The organism is Rufibacter aurantiacus, from assembly GCF_017916345.1.
GTDB lineage: Bacteria > Bacteroidota > Bacteroidia > Cytophagales > Hymenobacteraceae > Nibribacter > Nibribacter roseolus.
Genome location: NZ_JAFMSV010000005.1, coordinates 1 through 13,358 on the forward strand (window position 1 = coordinate 1; position 13,358 = coordinate 13,358).

Genomic DNA, 13,358 nt, shown 5'->3' on the forward strand with positions numbered 1-13,358 from the left:
CTTCCCATTCCGAACAGAGAAGTTAAGCCCCGCCGAGCCGATGGTACTGCGGTCACACGCGGGAGAGTAGGTAGCCGCCAACCCCACCTTTGGAACCCCGTTCTGCTGCTGCAGGATGGGGTTCTCTGCGTTTACAGGGGATCACAGGGGGAAAGGAAGGCCTTTCCAATTTAGAATATTGTGTTAGGATAATCAGGTGCTTCTACCGCTTATGACAGTATTCTACTCTTTAAGGTCTGTTTTCTTCTGTATTTCTTTTTTTGCCTCTTTTCTAGAAACCAGTCCCAAACGTATAGGTTTATCCAAATAGGTTTACAAACTCAACTTCTAATTCCTGCAAATTATACCCACTACATATATAACTTAAAACAACAAAGGAGGCAATCGCCTCCTTTGTTGTTTTAAGTTAATTCCATCAAAATTCTCTTGGAATACTTTCCTGGGTCTTTCTGATAATCTCGTCTCATTTAAAAACAATCCTGCTTTCTTTTCACCCAAAACAATGCTCAAGTGAATATATGAAAATATTTCGCTAAATTTTTATAATCGTAGGCAACGCTTCATCTGAAATAGTCGTGATGGGTACGCAAAATCGGAACCAGTGATTGATACTGATAGCAAAGTTGTAGAAGAGTTGCTCAAGGGTTGTTTGCAAAATAACCGGGAAGCACAAAGAAAGCTGTATCAGCATTTCTATGGCTATGCTATGAGCATATGTGTACGGTATTCCAAAGATGACGAAGAAGCGAAGGAAGTTCTGAACGATGGGTTCATGAAAGTATTTACCAAGTTAAAGCAGTACGATCAGAATAAGCCCTTTAAAGGGTGGGTTCGTCGGATTATGATTAATACGGCCTTGGATAACTATCGGCACAACCTGAAGCATTATCATGGGGCTGATCTGGAGGATGCTTCTCCCGTGGCTGATGGAGCTGATATTGTAGGCAATCTGAATTACGAGTACCTGATTAGTTTAATTCAGCAACTGTCTCCTGCCTATAAAGCTGTTTTCAACCTGTATGTGATAGATGGCTATAATCATGAGGAGATAGCGGAAATACTGGGAATCTCTTCCGGTACCTCTAAGTCTAACCTCTCTAAAGCCCGTGCTAACCTGAGGGAAATTTTAAAAAAAAGCAGAGTAGATGAACTTGAACAATATGTCTGACGAAGAGCTGGATCGCTTATTCAAGGCATCCGCGGAAAACTTCGATCCTCCTTTTGATCCGGAGGCCTGGGCGGCTATGGACCAGAAGTTGGAGAAGGTGCAGGTGCGCCACAGATGGTTCAGAAGATTTTACCCTTTTGTAAGTCTTGTATTATTAATCAGCTTGGTAACCATTTACCAGTTGGTAGATAAGTCGGAAATAGATTTTGAACCTACTTTTTCAAAAACACAGCAAAAACAAGAATTAGCCCAAATCAAAGAAACAGAGGCCTTAGAAGCAAAATCCCAGAAAAAACAGAAACAGCAGGAAGTTGAAAGTATCCCCAGCTTAAATGACACAGAAACTATTACAGCGGAATCAAACTCTCAAGTAGCAAGCGATTCAAAAACAGCTTCCTCAATAGAGGTAATAGGAGAAGTACCTATCAATAAAGTTTTCGGAAAACACCAGGAAGAGAAAGGAAGAAAAGAAGGCAACTCAGGTTTGAAGGTTCCTGTGGCTATTGGTCTAGGACGAGACCATAAACAAAAAGAAAGTTGGAGGCCAAGGGAACCAAGGTCTAGAAGAGAAAGCAAAATTTCTTCTGGTTCTGTAGGAAGGGAAAGTAACTTAGCCCTAGGTATAAGACGATCTACCATGACCATTGCAGATGAAAATGGTTTGGACGAGGAAAAAGCAACCTTAGAATTACTAGAACATAGGGCGATATCAATTGCTCCTCGAGTAAGCCCGGTAAATTTAACCCTGCAGTTGATTTCTTTGGACTCAGCCCCTAATTCCCAGAATTCAGAAGTTCCAATGGAGGGGGCAGGGCCGCAAAAAAGTACTCCAGCCTTTCTCAGCTATATCCAGGTAGCATTGGCCGTGGCTCCAGATGTTACTACGGTTAAGTTTAAGAACCCAGACGCGGTAAGTGCGAATGCGGGAATATTGTTGGGGGTGCCGCTGACCCATAAGTTAAGCTTGGTAAGTGGGGTGGTGTGGGCTAACAAGATGTACAGCGCAAACGCAGATGATTATTATTTCTCTAACGGGTACACCTATACTGAGCCAGTAGACGCAACTTGTAAAGTGATTGATATTCCCATAAACCTGCAGTACAGGTTATTCGGCAACGAGAAAAATACACTAGCAATTCAGGCCGGACTCTCTAGTTACCTCATGCTTAGTGAAAAATACACCTCGGGAGGGTATTATCCTTACCACAATGAAGTGAGCAACGAAAATCAGCACTGGTTTAAAGTGCAGAATGTTTCCCTGATGTATAGCCGCACAATATCACCGGTTTTTTCCTTCGGTGTGGAGCCGTTTGTGAAGATCCCTTACGGAGGGATAGGGGATGGTAAAGTGAAACTGACAAGTGCCGGAGTTTTCTTTTCGGCAGGATATAGGATCAAACTCAAACCATAGAATAATCCAGAATGACCTTCTAGGCAGCACAGGCTAAAATGTGCTGGGTGGTATGCCTTTGCCCTTACTTTTCCAAACTAATGTTTTCCCTAACCATTAACCTTATGAAGACCATGAACACCTTTTCAAAGCTGGCCCTTGGCCTCCTAGTATCTCTGTCTTTTGCCTTGGGTAGCTGCAGCAGCGATGACGATGATGACCAGCCAAGCAACATTGTCCAGTTCGAGGATGCTGACCTCACTGGGGATGAAGAAACGCCGCCCAATAACTCTAGTGCCATGGGTACATTCTCCGGGTCCTATAACAGAAACACCAAAATCCTGACCTACACCATTACGCATATGGGGATTACCCCAACCAATATGCACTTTCACAAAGGAGAGCCTGGGGTGCCCGGCGGAGTAGTCTTTCCTATTGGCTCTTCCCCTTGGACCAGCCCTATCAACGACCAGACTCCGGCCTTGACCGCTGACCAGGAAGCCGATTTACTCGCCGGTAAATGGTACGTGAACATCCACAGCGCTGCTTACCCCGCCGGCGAGCTCAGGGGGCAGGTTGTCCAGGAGTAAAGACTTGCCCTTACGCCTTAAGATACTAACCCTTTTACTTTTTCCCTTCAACCCTTAGCTGTCCAGTATATGAAAAAGAATCTTCGCCTCAGTTTAATGGCCTTCACTTTGTCTGTGGCCCTGTTTGCGGCCTGTAAAGATGATAAAGAAGAAGAAATAACGCCCAATAACCCCAATAATCCGCAGCCGCAGCAATGTGACACCAATAATGTCACCTATTCGTCTACGGTGTCTGGGATTATCAGTACCAACTGTCTTTCCTGCCATAGCGCTTCTCAGGCCGAAGGCGGAATGATTCTGGATACGTATGCACGGGTGAAGGCCGTGGCCGACAATGGTAAGTTAATAGGGGTGATCACGCACGCCAGTGGGTTTCCGGCAATGCCCAAGAATGGCCCCAAACTCTCTGACTGCAACATTGCCAAAATCCAGAAGTGGGTAAGCGCTGGAGCGCCCAATAACTAGTCATACCAATAGCCATGTTAAAGTCCATACTCATACTGGGCACTGTGCTTTGGATAGGGCTGGTTCCGGTCTCCGGCCAATCAAAGTACTTTACCCGCACCGGCTTTATCTCTTTCTTCTCCAAAGCGCCGCTGGAAGATATTGAGGCCAGCACCAAACAGGTGGTTTCTTTTCTGGAAGTGAAAACCGGGGAAATGGTGTTCTCCGTGCCTATGAAATCCTTCCAGTTCAGGAAATCACTCATGCAGGAGCACTTCAATGAGAACTACGTGGAGTCAGACAAGTACCCTAAAGCCTCCTTCAAAGGAAAAGTGGTGAACATGCAGAGCGTGGACCTGGCGCACGATAACCTTTACAAGGTTTTGATTGAGGGAGTGTTAACCATCCACGGAGTGGAAAGGCCCGTGCGTACCGATGGCACTTTGGAGGTAAAAGGCAGGCAACTGGTGGGCAAGTCAACGTTCTCCGTCACCCCGCAGGAATTCAACATTGAGATCCCGTTCCTGGTGAAAGACCACATTGCCAAGCGCATTGATATTACAGTGAATGTGGTTTATGTACCTTACGTGGAGAAGAGCCTATGAAAGACATGATGATAATCTTTTTGGTGGCTTTTCTCTCCGTTTGGGTAAGTTCTGCGGCTTTCGCCCAGGATGATCTCCTTAAACTGGCCGAAGCCTCTGACAGTGCCAAAAAGGAGAAAGTCAGCGCCACCTTCAAAGCCACCCGGCTCATCAATGGGCACACCGTGGAAACCAACGGGGGGGGTACCTTGCTGTTCCTCATCTCGCATAGGTTTGGTACGCTCAACAGCGGCGCCTACAACTTCTGGGGTTTGGATCAGTCTACCATCCGGCTGGCCTTGGAGTATGGCGTCACCAATAGGTTCACAATAGGGGTAGGAAGAAGCTCCCTGGAGAAAACCTTTGACGGATTCCTTAAATACAAAGCCCTGCAACAGGCCGTGGGCGGTTCACCGGTAACCATCACTGCTTTTGCCAGCACCGCCTTAAAAACCCTGGACTGGCCCGAGAATGAGGCAAACTATGAGTTTGCCCACCGGTTAACCTACAGTTACCAGCTACTAGTGGCCCGTAAGTTCACAGAAAGGCTTTCTCTGCAACTTGCCCCTACCATGGTGCACAGAAATCTGGTGGAAACCGGAGGCGGGGAAACCAACGTCTACGCCTTGGGCGCAGGCGGCAGGTTCAAATTGACCAAAAGGACCTCTTTCAATGCCGAGTACTTCTATCTGTTGCCCGGCGACGTGGCTGATACCTACAAGAACAGTCTATCCATGGGTTTTGACATTGAAACCGGAGGGCACGTCTTCCAGCTGATGTTCACCAACTCGCAGGGCATGATTGAGAAATTCTTCATCCCAAAAAACGTGGGGGGCTGGAACACCGGCGATATCTATTTCGGATTCAATATTTCCCGGGTATTCAACCTGGGAAAGGAAAAGCGTGAATGGTGATGTAAAGGTTATTCACTGGAAAGGGCCCCCGATATTCGGGGGCTTTTTTTCGCCTGTCAAATTCTGCTTCTATCTTCAGTTTCAAGGCCGATTTTATAAAAATTGAGGCAAAAACAAGACAACCTTAGGTAAGAACCTAATACACATACCGGTGTGATGACTTCCCTTTAGGTGCAGCCTTCATCTGGAATACTTAATAATGGCAAGAGCTCAGCAAGTATCGCCAGAGTTTGTCCAACGGAAAGCCTGCGGTACCGTTAATTACTCTGGTATCCATTGTTATGAAACCGGAGATGCGGATGAGAATTGGTGTGAGTCTTGGATTGTCTCTGCTATTTATGACGGGCAGTTACCAAGCGTTGGCGCAAGGGCTAAGCGCCGAGGTGTTCGCGGGAACATCCTGGAGCCTGCCCACCAGGCTCACCATCAGGCAGCCCGATGAGCCAGACATCCGGTTCACCGCCCGTTACCACACCCGCCCCTGGACCGGATCACCTTACTATGCCTATAGGGTAGGCTATAACAACTGGAGCGCTGAGCTGGTACACCATAAAGTTTACTTAGAAAACTCGCCCTCAGAGATTGAGCGTTTTGAGGTATCGCATGGGTATAACCTGGCCATGGTGAGCCGGGTTATACCCTCCGTTGGCTCGGCCACGATGTTCAGGGTTGGCTTAGGGCTGGTGATTGGTCACCCAGAGGGGCGCATCCGGGGAAAGGACATCAATCCGGTGAAAAGTTTGCTGGGCGGCGGCTACCATATCTCGGGGCTTTGTTTGCAGGCGGCGGTGGGTCCAAGGTTAGGGGTGGCCGAACACTGGTTTTTTCGGCCGGAGGCTAAACTTACCGCGGCCTGGGCCAGAATGCCACTGGCTGGTGGCGGATCTGCCACGGTGCCCAACATTGCCCTGCATACCCTGTTTGGGTTTGGATACCGCCGCCAACGCTGAGGTAATTGCCTAAATAGGTTTGATTACAAGGCAAACACTTTACCTTAGGGGCAGCAGAGGTCCTATTTTATTAAGCCATTAGCAGAACCCGTGAACAAAGTAGTGGACATATTGGAGAGGTTAGGCCTGACTTTACAGATAACGAAGACAGCCTTTGCGGCGGCTTTGTCCTGGTTTGTGGCCAGCAGCCTGCTGCATTCCCCGTACCCGTATTTTGCCGCGGTAGCCGCCATCATCACTGTGCAGGTAACCGTAGCCGATTCCGTGGACAAGGCCACGCAACGCATCATCGGGATTATTGGCGGGGTGCTGGTGAGCATGCTGCTGGGGCATTGGTTTCAGATTGGGGCCATCTCCATCTTCTTTATCATTCTTATCGGCATGGCCATTGCCAAAGCCCTGCGCATGAACCCGCAGATCATCTCGCAAGTGGCCATCAGTTCGCTTTTGGTGCTTGCCTTCGGGCAGATGCGGGAGGGCTACGCCGTGGAGCGGATCATTGAAACAATCTTGGGGTCCGTGATCGCGGTTCTGATCAACGCCCTCATTGTGCCCCGAAATGCCGTGCCTGAGGTAGAGCGCAGCATCCTTACCTACGGAAACCTTTCGGCGGTGACATTAACCAGTTTGGCGGCGCTGCTGGACAACATAGGTTCGGGCCGAAAGACCGGCCGTTCTGAGGTGGACGCTCTTATCAAGGAGGCCGAGGCATGCCGGAAGGCCCACGCGCTGGCCGAGCAAAGCCTCAAATACAACCCGCTCTTGACCCACAAACGAGAGCGGTTGAACCAACTCACTGAAAGCATCATCCAACTGGAAAGCATCACCATCCAGATCAGGGGCATCAGGAGAAGCCTCGCGGACATTCAGTTGGACCAGCATTTAGCCCAGGAGCAGGTATACATTGACCAACTGAAACTGGCCATGGAAGCCACAGCCCAATGTATCTCGGCTTATGCCGCGGTAACCATCCATGCCTCAGACGAGAATATGCGCACGTTAGAAGATGCCATCAAAAAGGCCCAGGCCGAGCAAGCCCGTTGCCTGGACAGCCTCCACAACATCAGCTCACTGGCTACCCTCCGCGACATTGGCAGCATCCTCACAGATCTAGGCCGCATTGTTTCCGAGACCCAACCAAAACTCATCCTGGCTCCTAAAGCTGAACCAGCGCCAATCTCAGAAGACCTTTGAGGCAATAAGCCCTGAATCCATTTTTAGCCGGTTTTTTGCAAAACAGCTTCAAAACTAAAAGAAAAAGCAAAGGGCAACTACAAGGGATTGCCCCTACCTTTCTGATGGGTTGGCCTTTCTGGAACTGCTCCCAAATTGGGGTGATTCGATCTGTACCGATATTTCTATTTTAGGCTTGGTTTCAGGAAAACAGGTAATAAACGGCTACTGCTTTTTCGTCTAAACCATTATGCCATAAATAAGAACAGCGCCAGAAAAGAACCTAATGCGGTGCTTTTCTGGCGCTGTTCTTATAAAGCCTGTGAGAAATGATTTTCCCGTTGGCTTACTAAACAGAAATGCCCGTTTAGTTTTTTACGAGCCTGTAGGCTTTAACCGTATCGCGCTGGCTTACTCTCAGGATGTACAGGCCTTGTGGTAGATTTTCCCCAAGGGTAACTTTTTCTGTGGCGGTGCCGGAATCCAGCAGGGCGCCGGTGCTGCTGTAAATCTGGTAGCTGAACCGGCCGGCCATCTGGTACGTGAAGACCTTCCGGAATGGGTTAGGGTAAGGAGCCGATTGTAGGGTATTTACTTCATCGTCAATACCGGTCACCAGCGGAGCCTGGGTGCAGAAAGGATAACCTACATCGGCGCGGACGGCCATATACTGCCTTAGCCAGGTCATGGCCGGACGGTCCTGCCCAGAGCTGTTCAGCAGGTTGGTATCTGTTTTCCAGGTTTTCCCTGCCTCATAACCCCACAGGGTGATGCCCCCTACCGCCGGGTGCTCCCAGTACACCGGGAACAGGGTTTGGTATCTTGTGCTCTGGGTATTGTCATTGCCGGAGATATCCAACTCAGTGACGTAAATGGGTACCCCGGCCCTGGCCATCAGGTCCAGGGAGGATTTCAGTTGCGCAGCCGAAAGGGTGTTGATGTTGAACTCGTGGGCCTGCGTCCCGAATCCGTCAATGAGGTTTCGGTCGCGCAGCAACTTGATGATCTGCAACTGCTCATTAATGGCCGGCTGGTCGTTTTCCAGGCCGTAGTCGTTTAAAATGAGTTTGGCGTTGGGGAAGTACTGGCGCGCTTTGGTGAACATCCAGATAATCCAGTCATGGCCGGTGGCGCCTCCTCCGCCCAGGCCGGTTTTGAACGCCTGGGTAGCGGGAGCATGGGTTCTCAGATTCTCATTGAGCACGTCTATCTGGTCAATTCCTTCGCCATAGCGGGCAGCCGCGGCGGCAATGTATTCCTCCATCTCTTCCTGGAACTCGGCGGGCGAAAGCAGGAGGTTGTTGCTGGAGTTGATGGCCCAAAGGGGGAACTGGCTGCCCCAGGCAAATACATGGTAGCGAAACATCAGGTGGTTGTTTTTGGCCTGGTTGTACGCTATATCAGCGCCGTTCCAGTTCATGACATCACGGGTAGCTTCCACTGAGCCCCACTTGGTGTTGTTCTCAGCGGTGATGCCGTTCCAGAGTTGCTTGTAATTGGAAGGGATGTTCCCCGCAATGATGTTACCCAGGTATTTCCCTTTGCAGGCACTCAGGCCATAGCTTGGGGCGGCATCGGTCCCCACTGTTACCTTTACCCCGGCAGAAGTACTAACCAGGTTCTGGTTATCGGTGGCTTTGGCGGTGAGGGTATAGGTGCCGGCCACCAAGGGGCTCCACACGAAGGTATAGGTGTTATTGGTACCGGTGGTCGCCTCGCCCAGTTTGGTGCCGCCGTTGAAGAACTCCACTTTGCTCACGGTACCGTTGGCAGCGGTTCCTCCTATGTCACTCGCGTACACCAGAATGGTCATGGATTTCCCTTCCTGAAAGTAGGCATTGTTGTGGGGCGCGGTGATCACGCTGGAAGGAGGGGTGTTGGTCTGGCCCTGCGCCTGCAAAGACACTAGGGTGAGCACAAAAAGGAAAAGGGAGAGTAAAGGTTTTGTCATGTGAAAAGGCTGGAGATTAAAAGCTAGTTTAGCCTGAAGATACGCAAAAGGAAGGTTAAATGAGTAGTATCATGCCAACGTTTGCATAAAAATATTTTCAGGAACAGGGCCTCTTTGTAGGTAAAGGAAAAAACCAGAAAGTTACGGGGTTAGCCAATAACTTTCTGGTTTTTGGTATGGCCTATTGGATCACGAGTTGTTTTTTAACCAGGACCTGCGAATTGTCTCTCACCTGCAGCAGGTAAGTTCCGGGTTTCAGGTTGCTGTTCACCTGCAGGGTTTCTCCGGCGGTCTCCATTTTTCTGTACACCACTCGACCCAGCAAATCACTGATCTGCACCGACAGTTTGCTGTCTGTTTTATGACCACCCAGACTGATGCTGAACTGACCTCTGGAAGATGGGTTAGGATACACTGCTACTCCGGCATTTCTAAGCTCAGAGGCGGTTACTGCCGAGGTGGTGGTGGCGGCCAATTTAGGACCAACCGTAATCTGGAATTCAGAAACCTTCAGGCGGTCAACGGTAGAGGCGCCGCCCTCAGTTGGAATGCTCACCCGGCTGTACAGGTTACCTACGCTGCTGTAAGAGTACTGTACCCTGGTGGCGTTGGCCACGGGGCTGGTGATCTCAACGGTATTGCCCACAATCACCGCAGTAGCGGTTTTAAACTGGCCAGTGGCTGTGGCTACCGAGAAGGTACCTGGTGCCGCGCCGTCGCTTGTGAACAGGCCGTTGCCCAGGTATTTCCAGTTCAGGATGATCTTGTTACCCGATACGTAAGAGTTGGGAATGTCGCGCACGGGAGCAGAGAAAGGAATGTTGTCGCCGTACAGCAGGCCTCTGACCCCGATGGCGGTACGGATGCCTACCGGTTTCTTCACCGGTGGGTGCAGGGAACCACCCGGAAGGTCTCTGATGGTTACCAGGAAGCAGCTTGGTTCAGTGTCTGCCACTTCTAATTGGGCATTGCGGGCCGTGTTCCAGCCAGAGCGGTAAGCCAGCTGGATAATCCCGAAGGGAAGGCTGGTTTGGCCCCAGTCTGCGCGCCACTCCCGCAGCATATTGGTCAGTTTGGTTTTGTAGTCAGTGTCGCCGCCGTTGCTTTCTCCCTGGTACCAGGCCACGCCTTTCACGGCGTAGGGTTGAATGGACTTTACCATAGCATCGTAGTCTACCCCGGTACCGCCGCTGGTGTGTTGCCAGTTTTCAATGGCAGTTCCGTCGTGGGTGGCCTGAATTAAGCCAATGGGCACGTTTTTCAGGAACAAGGACAATTCCAGACCCATCCAGTAGCCCACAGCTGAGAAACTGCCCACGGTACTGGAGTTGGATACTTTCCAGGTAGTGGTGGCAGGACCGCTCCCGGCAGTCATCCGGAACAGGCGGATGTTGTGGTTTCCGGCACTGGCAATGGCAGGCGCGCTGTCATCGGCGTTGCTCAACGGAAACCCCATGTTTGATTGGCCGCTGCACAACCAAACCTCACCCACCTGCACTCCGGTAAGGATAACTCTCTCTGTGCCGGAGGTCACCACCATGGAGCTGGGAGCGGTGCTAGCCGTCATGCTGGCCAGGTTCACGCGCCACTTTCCGCTGGCATCGGCCACGCCAGATACGTTCTGGGACTGAAACTGGACCGTCACCGAAGCCCCAGGATTGGTCGTCCCGAAAACCGGTACCGAGGTGCCACGCTGCAGCACCATGTCAGACCCGAAGATGGGAGACAGCGCTAACGCCGCAAAGGCCGAGGGCGCGATCAGAATGGAGAGAATAAAAACTGATAAAAACTTTAATAGAATTCTATTCATATACTTTGTCTTTAAGGATGAATGATGGTTTGTTAGGAATTTCCGGAAGGAGCTTTCTGGTTAAGGTGGCTTGCTGGTAAACATGTGGGAAAGAGGTTTAAGAGTGAGTGATGTAATGGCGGTACTAGCAGCATAGAGACTTTAAAAAGCCTCTGGAAGCGTATCCAGCCTTTTGCGCTTTTGGCCTATTTTTGGGAAAACAGGCCAAAAAGGTAAAAGGCATGGCGCTGGTCATGGTGGTTAATTCCTGATGACGAGTTTCTGCTGGGATACTATTTTCTGGCCCTGGGTAAGCCGCACCAGGTAGAGGCCTGCCCGCAGGTTCGTGTGTAGTTCAGTTTCCTCCTGCTGGTTTAGCCTCTGGCTGTACACCACTTGGCCCTGCACATTCACCACCTGCACGCTCAGGTTTTCCGCGGATGCGAGCGATCTCAGGTCTACCTTGAAAGTACCGCCCTGGGCTGGGTTAGGATAAATGCCTAATCCTTTTGGTGGTTGGTCCTGAAATCCGGCTATTCTTAGGGTGCTACCCGCCGGTTTGGCGCCGCTTACCTTCACGTAGTCAATGTCGCCACCGCCCGTGGCACCCCGTTCCACATAAATCCGGATGGTGTTTTTACCGGCCAGGAAACTGGTGTTGAACTGCACATTGGTGAAGGTGGCAGAAGCAGGGAAACTCAGGTTTTTCTTCACCACCGTACCGTTGACTTTGATGGACCGGGCTACGGAAGCATCTGCCGCGTACCTGATCACCAGTGGGAAAGATCCGGCCGCGGCCAGGTTTACGTTCATCTCCACATAATCCCCGGAGGCGTCAAAACCGGTGACATACCCGGTGGCGCTGAAGCCTGTTCTGGTGCTGGCCACGTTGGTGCCGCCCAACAAGCCAACTTCCGCCTCGGCGAGGACCTCTGACACAGTGCCATCGTTGGCATTGAAGTAAGTATTTTTGAGCCAGGCCAGGGCAGCGCGCTCCGTCACGTCTTCTATGGTGCGTACTTCCATGGTCTCGGCGCCGGTGGTGCCTCTGGCCCGTACAGTAATGGTGCCGGAACCAGCTGGGAACTCAATGTAGCCGTCGCAATGGAGCATTTGGCTGTAAGAGCCGCCGCATTTCCCGGTCCAGACGCCGGTGTTTACCGCCATGTCCTCGGCCTGGTAAGTGACTCCGTTCACGGTGATGTAGTCAATCTCCATGTCGCGGGCATTGTCCAGGTGGTCATTGGTGAGGTGTACCTGCAGCTTGCCCGAGCCGCTGAACGTGTAATCCTGGAAAGTAGTGGAAAGGGTAGCCGTGCCTATGGTGGAGGTCTTGCCTAACAGATAGGCGTTAGGTTTCCAGATCTCCCCGGCCAGGTAGCCCCACAACGTGACCGCCGTTACGCCCGGATGCTCATACAGTAGTGGGAAAACGCGCTGGTACATGCCCAGTTGGGTCGCGTCATCGGCGTGCTCCAGGTCTAGTTCCGTCACGTAGATGGGCACACCGGTCTGTTGCAGGCTGTTCAAACTGCTGGTGATTTTGGTAGACTGCGCATACTCCAACCCGTGACCCTGCACCCCGATGCCGTCAATCAGGTTTCTGGCTTTGAGCAGGTTGATGATTTTGATGTAGTTGGAGGTGTTGGTGGTGTTGCCCAGGATGCTGTAATCGTTGAGGATCAGCTTGGCATTGGGGAAGTACTGGCGCGCTTTCTGGAACGACCAAATGACCCAATCCCAGCCCGTGGCGCCAGTGCCACCGATGGCATTGATAAACGAAGGCGTCACGTGCAGCGGTTCGTTCACCACATCAATCATCTGAGTGTTAGGGTAGCGCTGGCTGAAGAGTTGAAACCATTCCTCCAGCTCGGCCGCCTGCTCGGCGGGGGTAAGGCTGCTGACCCAAGCGGGTTCCTGCATGCCCCACACCAGAGTATGCGCTTTGAAAGGGATGTTCTTGGAGGCGGCGTAATTGTAGACCATGTCCAGATCGGCCCAGTTCATGACGTTTCTGGTGCCTTCCACCACCCCCCATTTACCGGCGTTGGCCGGGGTTACCTGGTTCCAGTAAGAACTGAAGTTGCCGGGTACAAAACGGTCAATGACATTGCCCAGGAACTTGGGCTTTCCTTTGGCCAACTGGGCCCGGGAAAGCAGGGGAGTGCCCAAAATGAGAAGAAGAAGCAACAGGGAACATGCCCTGTGAGGGGTAAAGATTTTCAGCATACATTATTTTTTAGGGGTGAAAAAATATAGCAAACCTCCTGTCTACAGGAAGGGAAATGAAAATCTAAAAGGAAAGCGAAGCGTAATTTCCCAACCCAGAAAACTGCCTGAAGAACCTTTGAAATAGCGTTCTTAAAGAACAACCAGATAAGAATTTCTAGGTGAAAGGGTAAGCA

General features: G+C 50.9%; 11 protein-coding genes and 1 rRNA gene. 9 read left to right on the plus strand and 3 right to left on the minus strand.

Features of this window, described 5'->3' with window-relative positions; all coding sequences use genetic code 11:
• The 9 genes from rrf to J3P34_RS19155 all read left to right on the plus strand — a co-directional run.
• Nucleotides 1-83 (plus strand): 5S ribosomal RNA (gene rrf / locus J3P34_RS19115); the annotation flags it as partial.
• 518 nt (nucleotides 84-601) lie between these two features.
• The gene (locus tag J3P34_RS19120; protein ID WP_210490234.1) at nucleotides 602-1,168 is read left to right on the plus strand and encodes an RNA polymerase sigma factor; all 567 of its coding nucleotides are present in this window, start codon (nucleotides 602-604) and stop codon (nucleotides 1,166-1,168) included.
• A complete protein-coding gene (locus J3P34_RS19125) occupies nucleotides 1,161-2,579 on the plus strand; it encodes a porin family protein (protein WP_210490235.1) in 1,419 nt (472 codons plus the stop codon). The genes J3P34_RS19120 and J3P34_RS19125 overlap by 8 nt, the downstream gene beginning before the upstream one ends.
• 113 nt (nucleotides 2,580-2,692) lie before the next feature.
• Nucleotides 2,693-3,148, plus strand: coding sequence for a CHRD domain-containing protein (locus tag J3P34_RS19130; RefSeq protein WP_210490236.1), 456 nt, complete (start codon nucleotides 2,693-2,695; stop codon nucleotides 3,146-3,148).
• A gap of 69 nt (nucleotides 3,149-3,217) precedes the next feature.
• Nucleotides 3,218-3,613 (plus strand): c-type cytochrome domain-containing protein, encoded by a 396-nt coding sequence (locus J3P34_RS19135; RefSeq protein WP_210490237.1) that lies wholly within the window; start codon nucleotides 3,218-3,220, stop codon nucleotides 3,611-3,613.
• Between the two features lie 14 nt (nucleotides 3,614-3,627).
• On the plus strand, nucleotides 3,628-4,197 hold the full coding sequence (locus J3P34_RS19140) for a YceI family protein (RefSeq protein WP_210490238.1): 570 nt from the start codon (nucleotides 3,628-3,630) through the stop codon (nucleotides 4,195-4,197).
• 5 nt (nucleotides 4,198-4,202) lie between these two features.
• Nucleotides 4,203-5,090 carry a DUF5777 family beta-barrel protein gene (locus J3P34_RS19145; protein ID WP_210490239.1) on the plus strand — a complete coding sequence of 296 codons (888 nt, stop codon included), beginning with the start codon at nucleotides 4,203-4,205 and terminating at the stop codon, nucleotides 5,088-5,090.
• 293 nt (nucleotides 5,091-5,383) lie between these two features.
• The gene (locus J3P34_RS19150) at nucleotides 5,384-6,040 is read left to right on the plus strand and encodes a hypothetical protein (RefSeq protein WP_210490240.1); all 657 of its coding nucleotides are present in this window, start codon (nucleotides 5,384-5,386) and stop codon (nucleotides 6,038-6,040) included.
• 90 nt (nucleotides 6,041-6,130) lie between these two features.
• Nucleotides 6,131-7,234 carry an FUSC family protein gene (locus J3P34_RS19155; RefSeq protein WP_210490241.1) on the plus strand — a complete coding sequence of 368 codons (1,104 nt, stop codon included), beginning with the start codon at nucleotides 6,131-6,133 and terminating at the stop codon, nucleotides 7,232-7,234.
• A 346-nt stretch (nucleotides 7,235-7,580) separates the two neighbouring features.
• On the opposite strand, the gene J3P34_RS19160 is transcribed toward J3P34_RS19155, so the two are convergent.
• The 3 genes from J3P34_RS19160 to J3P34_RS19170 all read right to left on the minus strand — a co-directional run bounded on the left by J3P34_RS19160 (nucleotide 7,581) and on the right by J3P34_RS19170 (nucleotide 13,182).
• Nucleotides 7,581-9,164 (minus strand): endo-1,4-beta-xylanase, encoded by a 1,584-nt coding sequence (locus J3P34_RS19160; RefSeq protein WP_210490243.1) that lies wholly within the window; start codon nucleotides 9,162-9,164, stop codon nucleotides 7,581-7,583.
• Between the two features lie 181 nt (nucleotides 9,165-9,345).
• The gene (locus tag J3P34_RS19165; RefSeq protein ID WP_210490245.1) at nucleotides 9,346-10,974 is read right to left on the minus strand and encodes a T9SS type A sorting domain-containing protein; all 1,629 of its coding nucleotides are present in this window, start codon (nucleotides 10,972-10,974) and stop codon (nucleotides 9,346-9,348) included.
• 240 nt (nucleotides 10,975-11,214) lie between these two features.
• Nucleotides 11,215-13,182 (minus strand): endo-1,4-beta-xylanase, encoded by a 1,968-nt coding sequence (locus J3P34_RS19170; RefSeq protein ID WP_210490246.1) that lies wholly within the window; start codon nucleotides 13,180-13,182, stop codon nucleotides 11,215-11,217.
• Nucleotides 13,183-13,358: the final 176 nt, after the last annotated feature.

Bases quoted from the DNA above. Each gene is read 5' to 3' on its own strand.
- J3P34_RS19130 (WP_210490236.1), top strand. From the start codon at position 2,693: ATGAACACCTTTTCAAAGCTGGCCCTTGGCCTCCTAGTATCTCTGTCT.
- J3P34_RS19160 (WP_210490243.1), bottom strand. From the start codon at position 9,164: ATGACAAAACCTTTACTCTCCCTTTTCCTTTTTGTGCTCACCCTAGTG.
- J3P34_RS19140 (WP_210490238.1), top strand. From the start codon at position 3,628: ATGTTAAAGTCCATACTCATACTGGGCACTGTGCTTTGGATAGGGCTG.
- J3P34_RS19125 (WP_210490235.1), top strand. From the start codon at position 1,161: ATGTCTGACGAAGAGCTGGATCGCTTATTCAAGGCATCCGCGGAAAAC.
- J3P34_RS19165 (WP_210490245.1), bottom strand. From the start codon at position 10,974: ATGAATAGAATTCTATTAAAGTTTTTATCAGTTTTTATTCTCTCCATT.
- J3P34_RS19150 (WP_210490240.1), top strand. From the start codon at position 5,384: ATGCGGATGAGAATTGGTGTGAGTCTTGGATTGTCTCTGCTATTTATG.
- J3P34_RS19135 (WP_210490237.1), top strand. From the start codon at position 3,218: ATGAAAAAGAATCTTCGCCTCAGTTTAATGGCCTTCACTTTGTCTGTG.
- J3P34_RS19145 (WP_210490239.1), top strand. From the start codon at position 4,203: ATGATGATAATCTTTTTGGTGGCTTTTCTCTCCGTTTGGGTAAGTTCT.
- J3P34_RS19170 (WP_210490246.1), bottom strand. From the start codon at position 13,182: ATGCTGAAAATCTTTACCCCTCACAGGGCATGTTCCCTGTTGCTTCTT.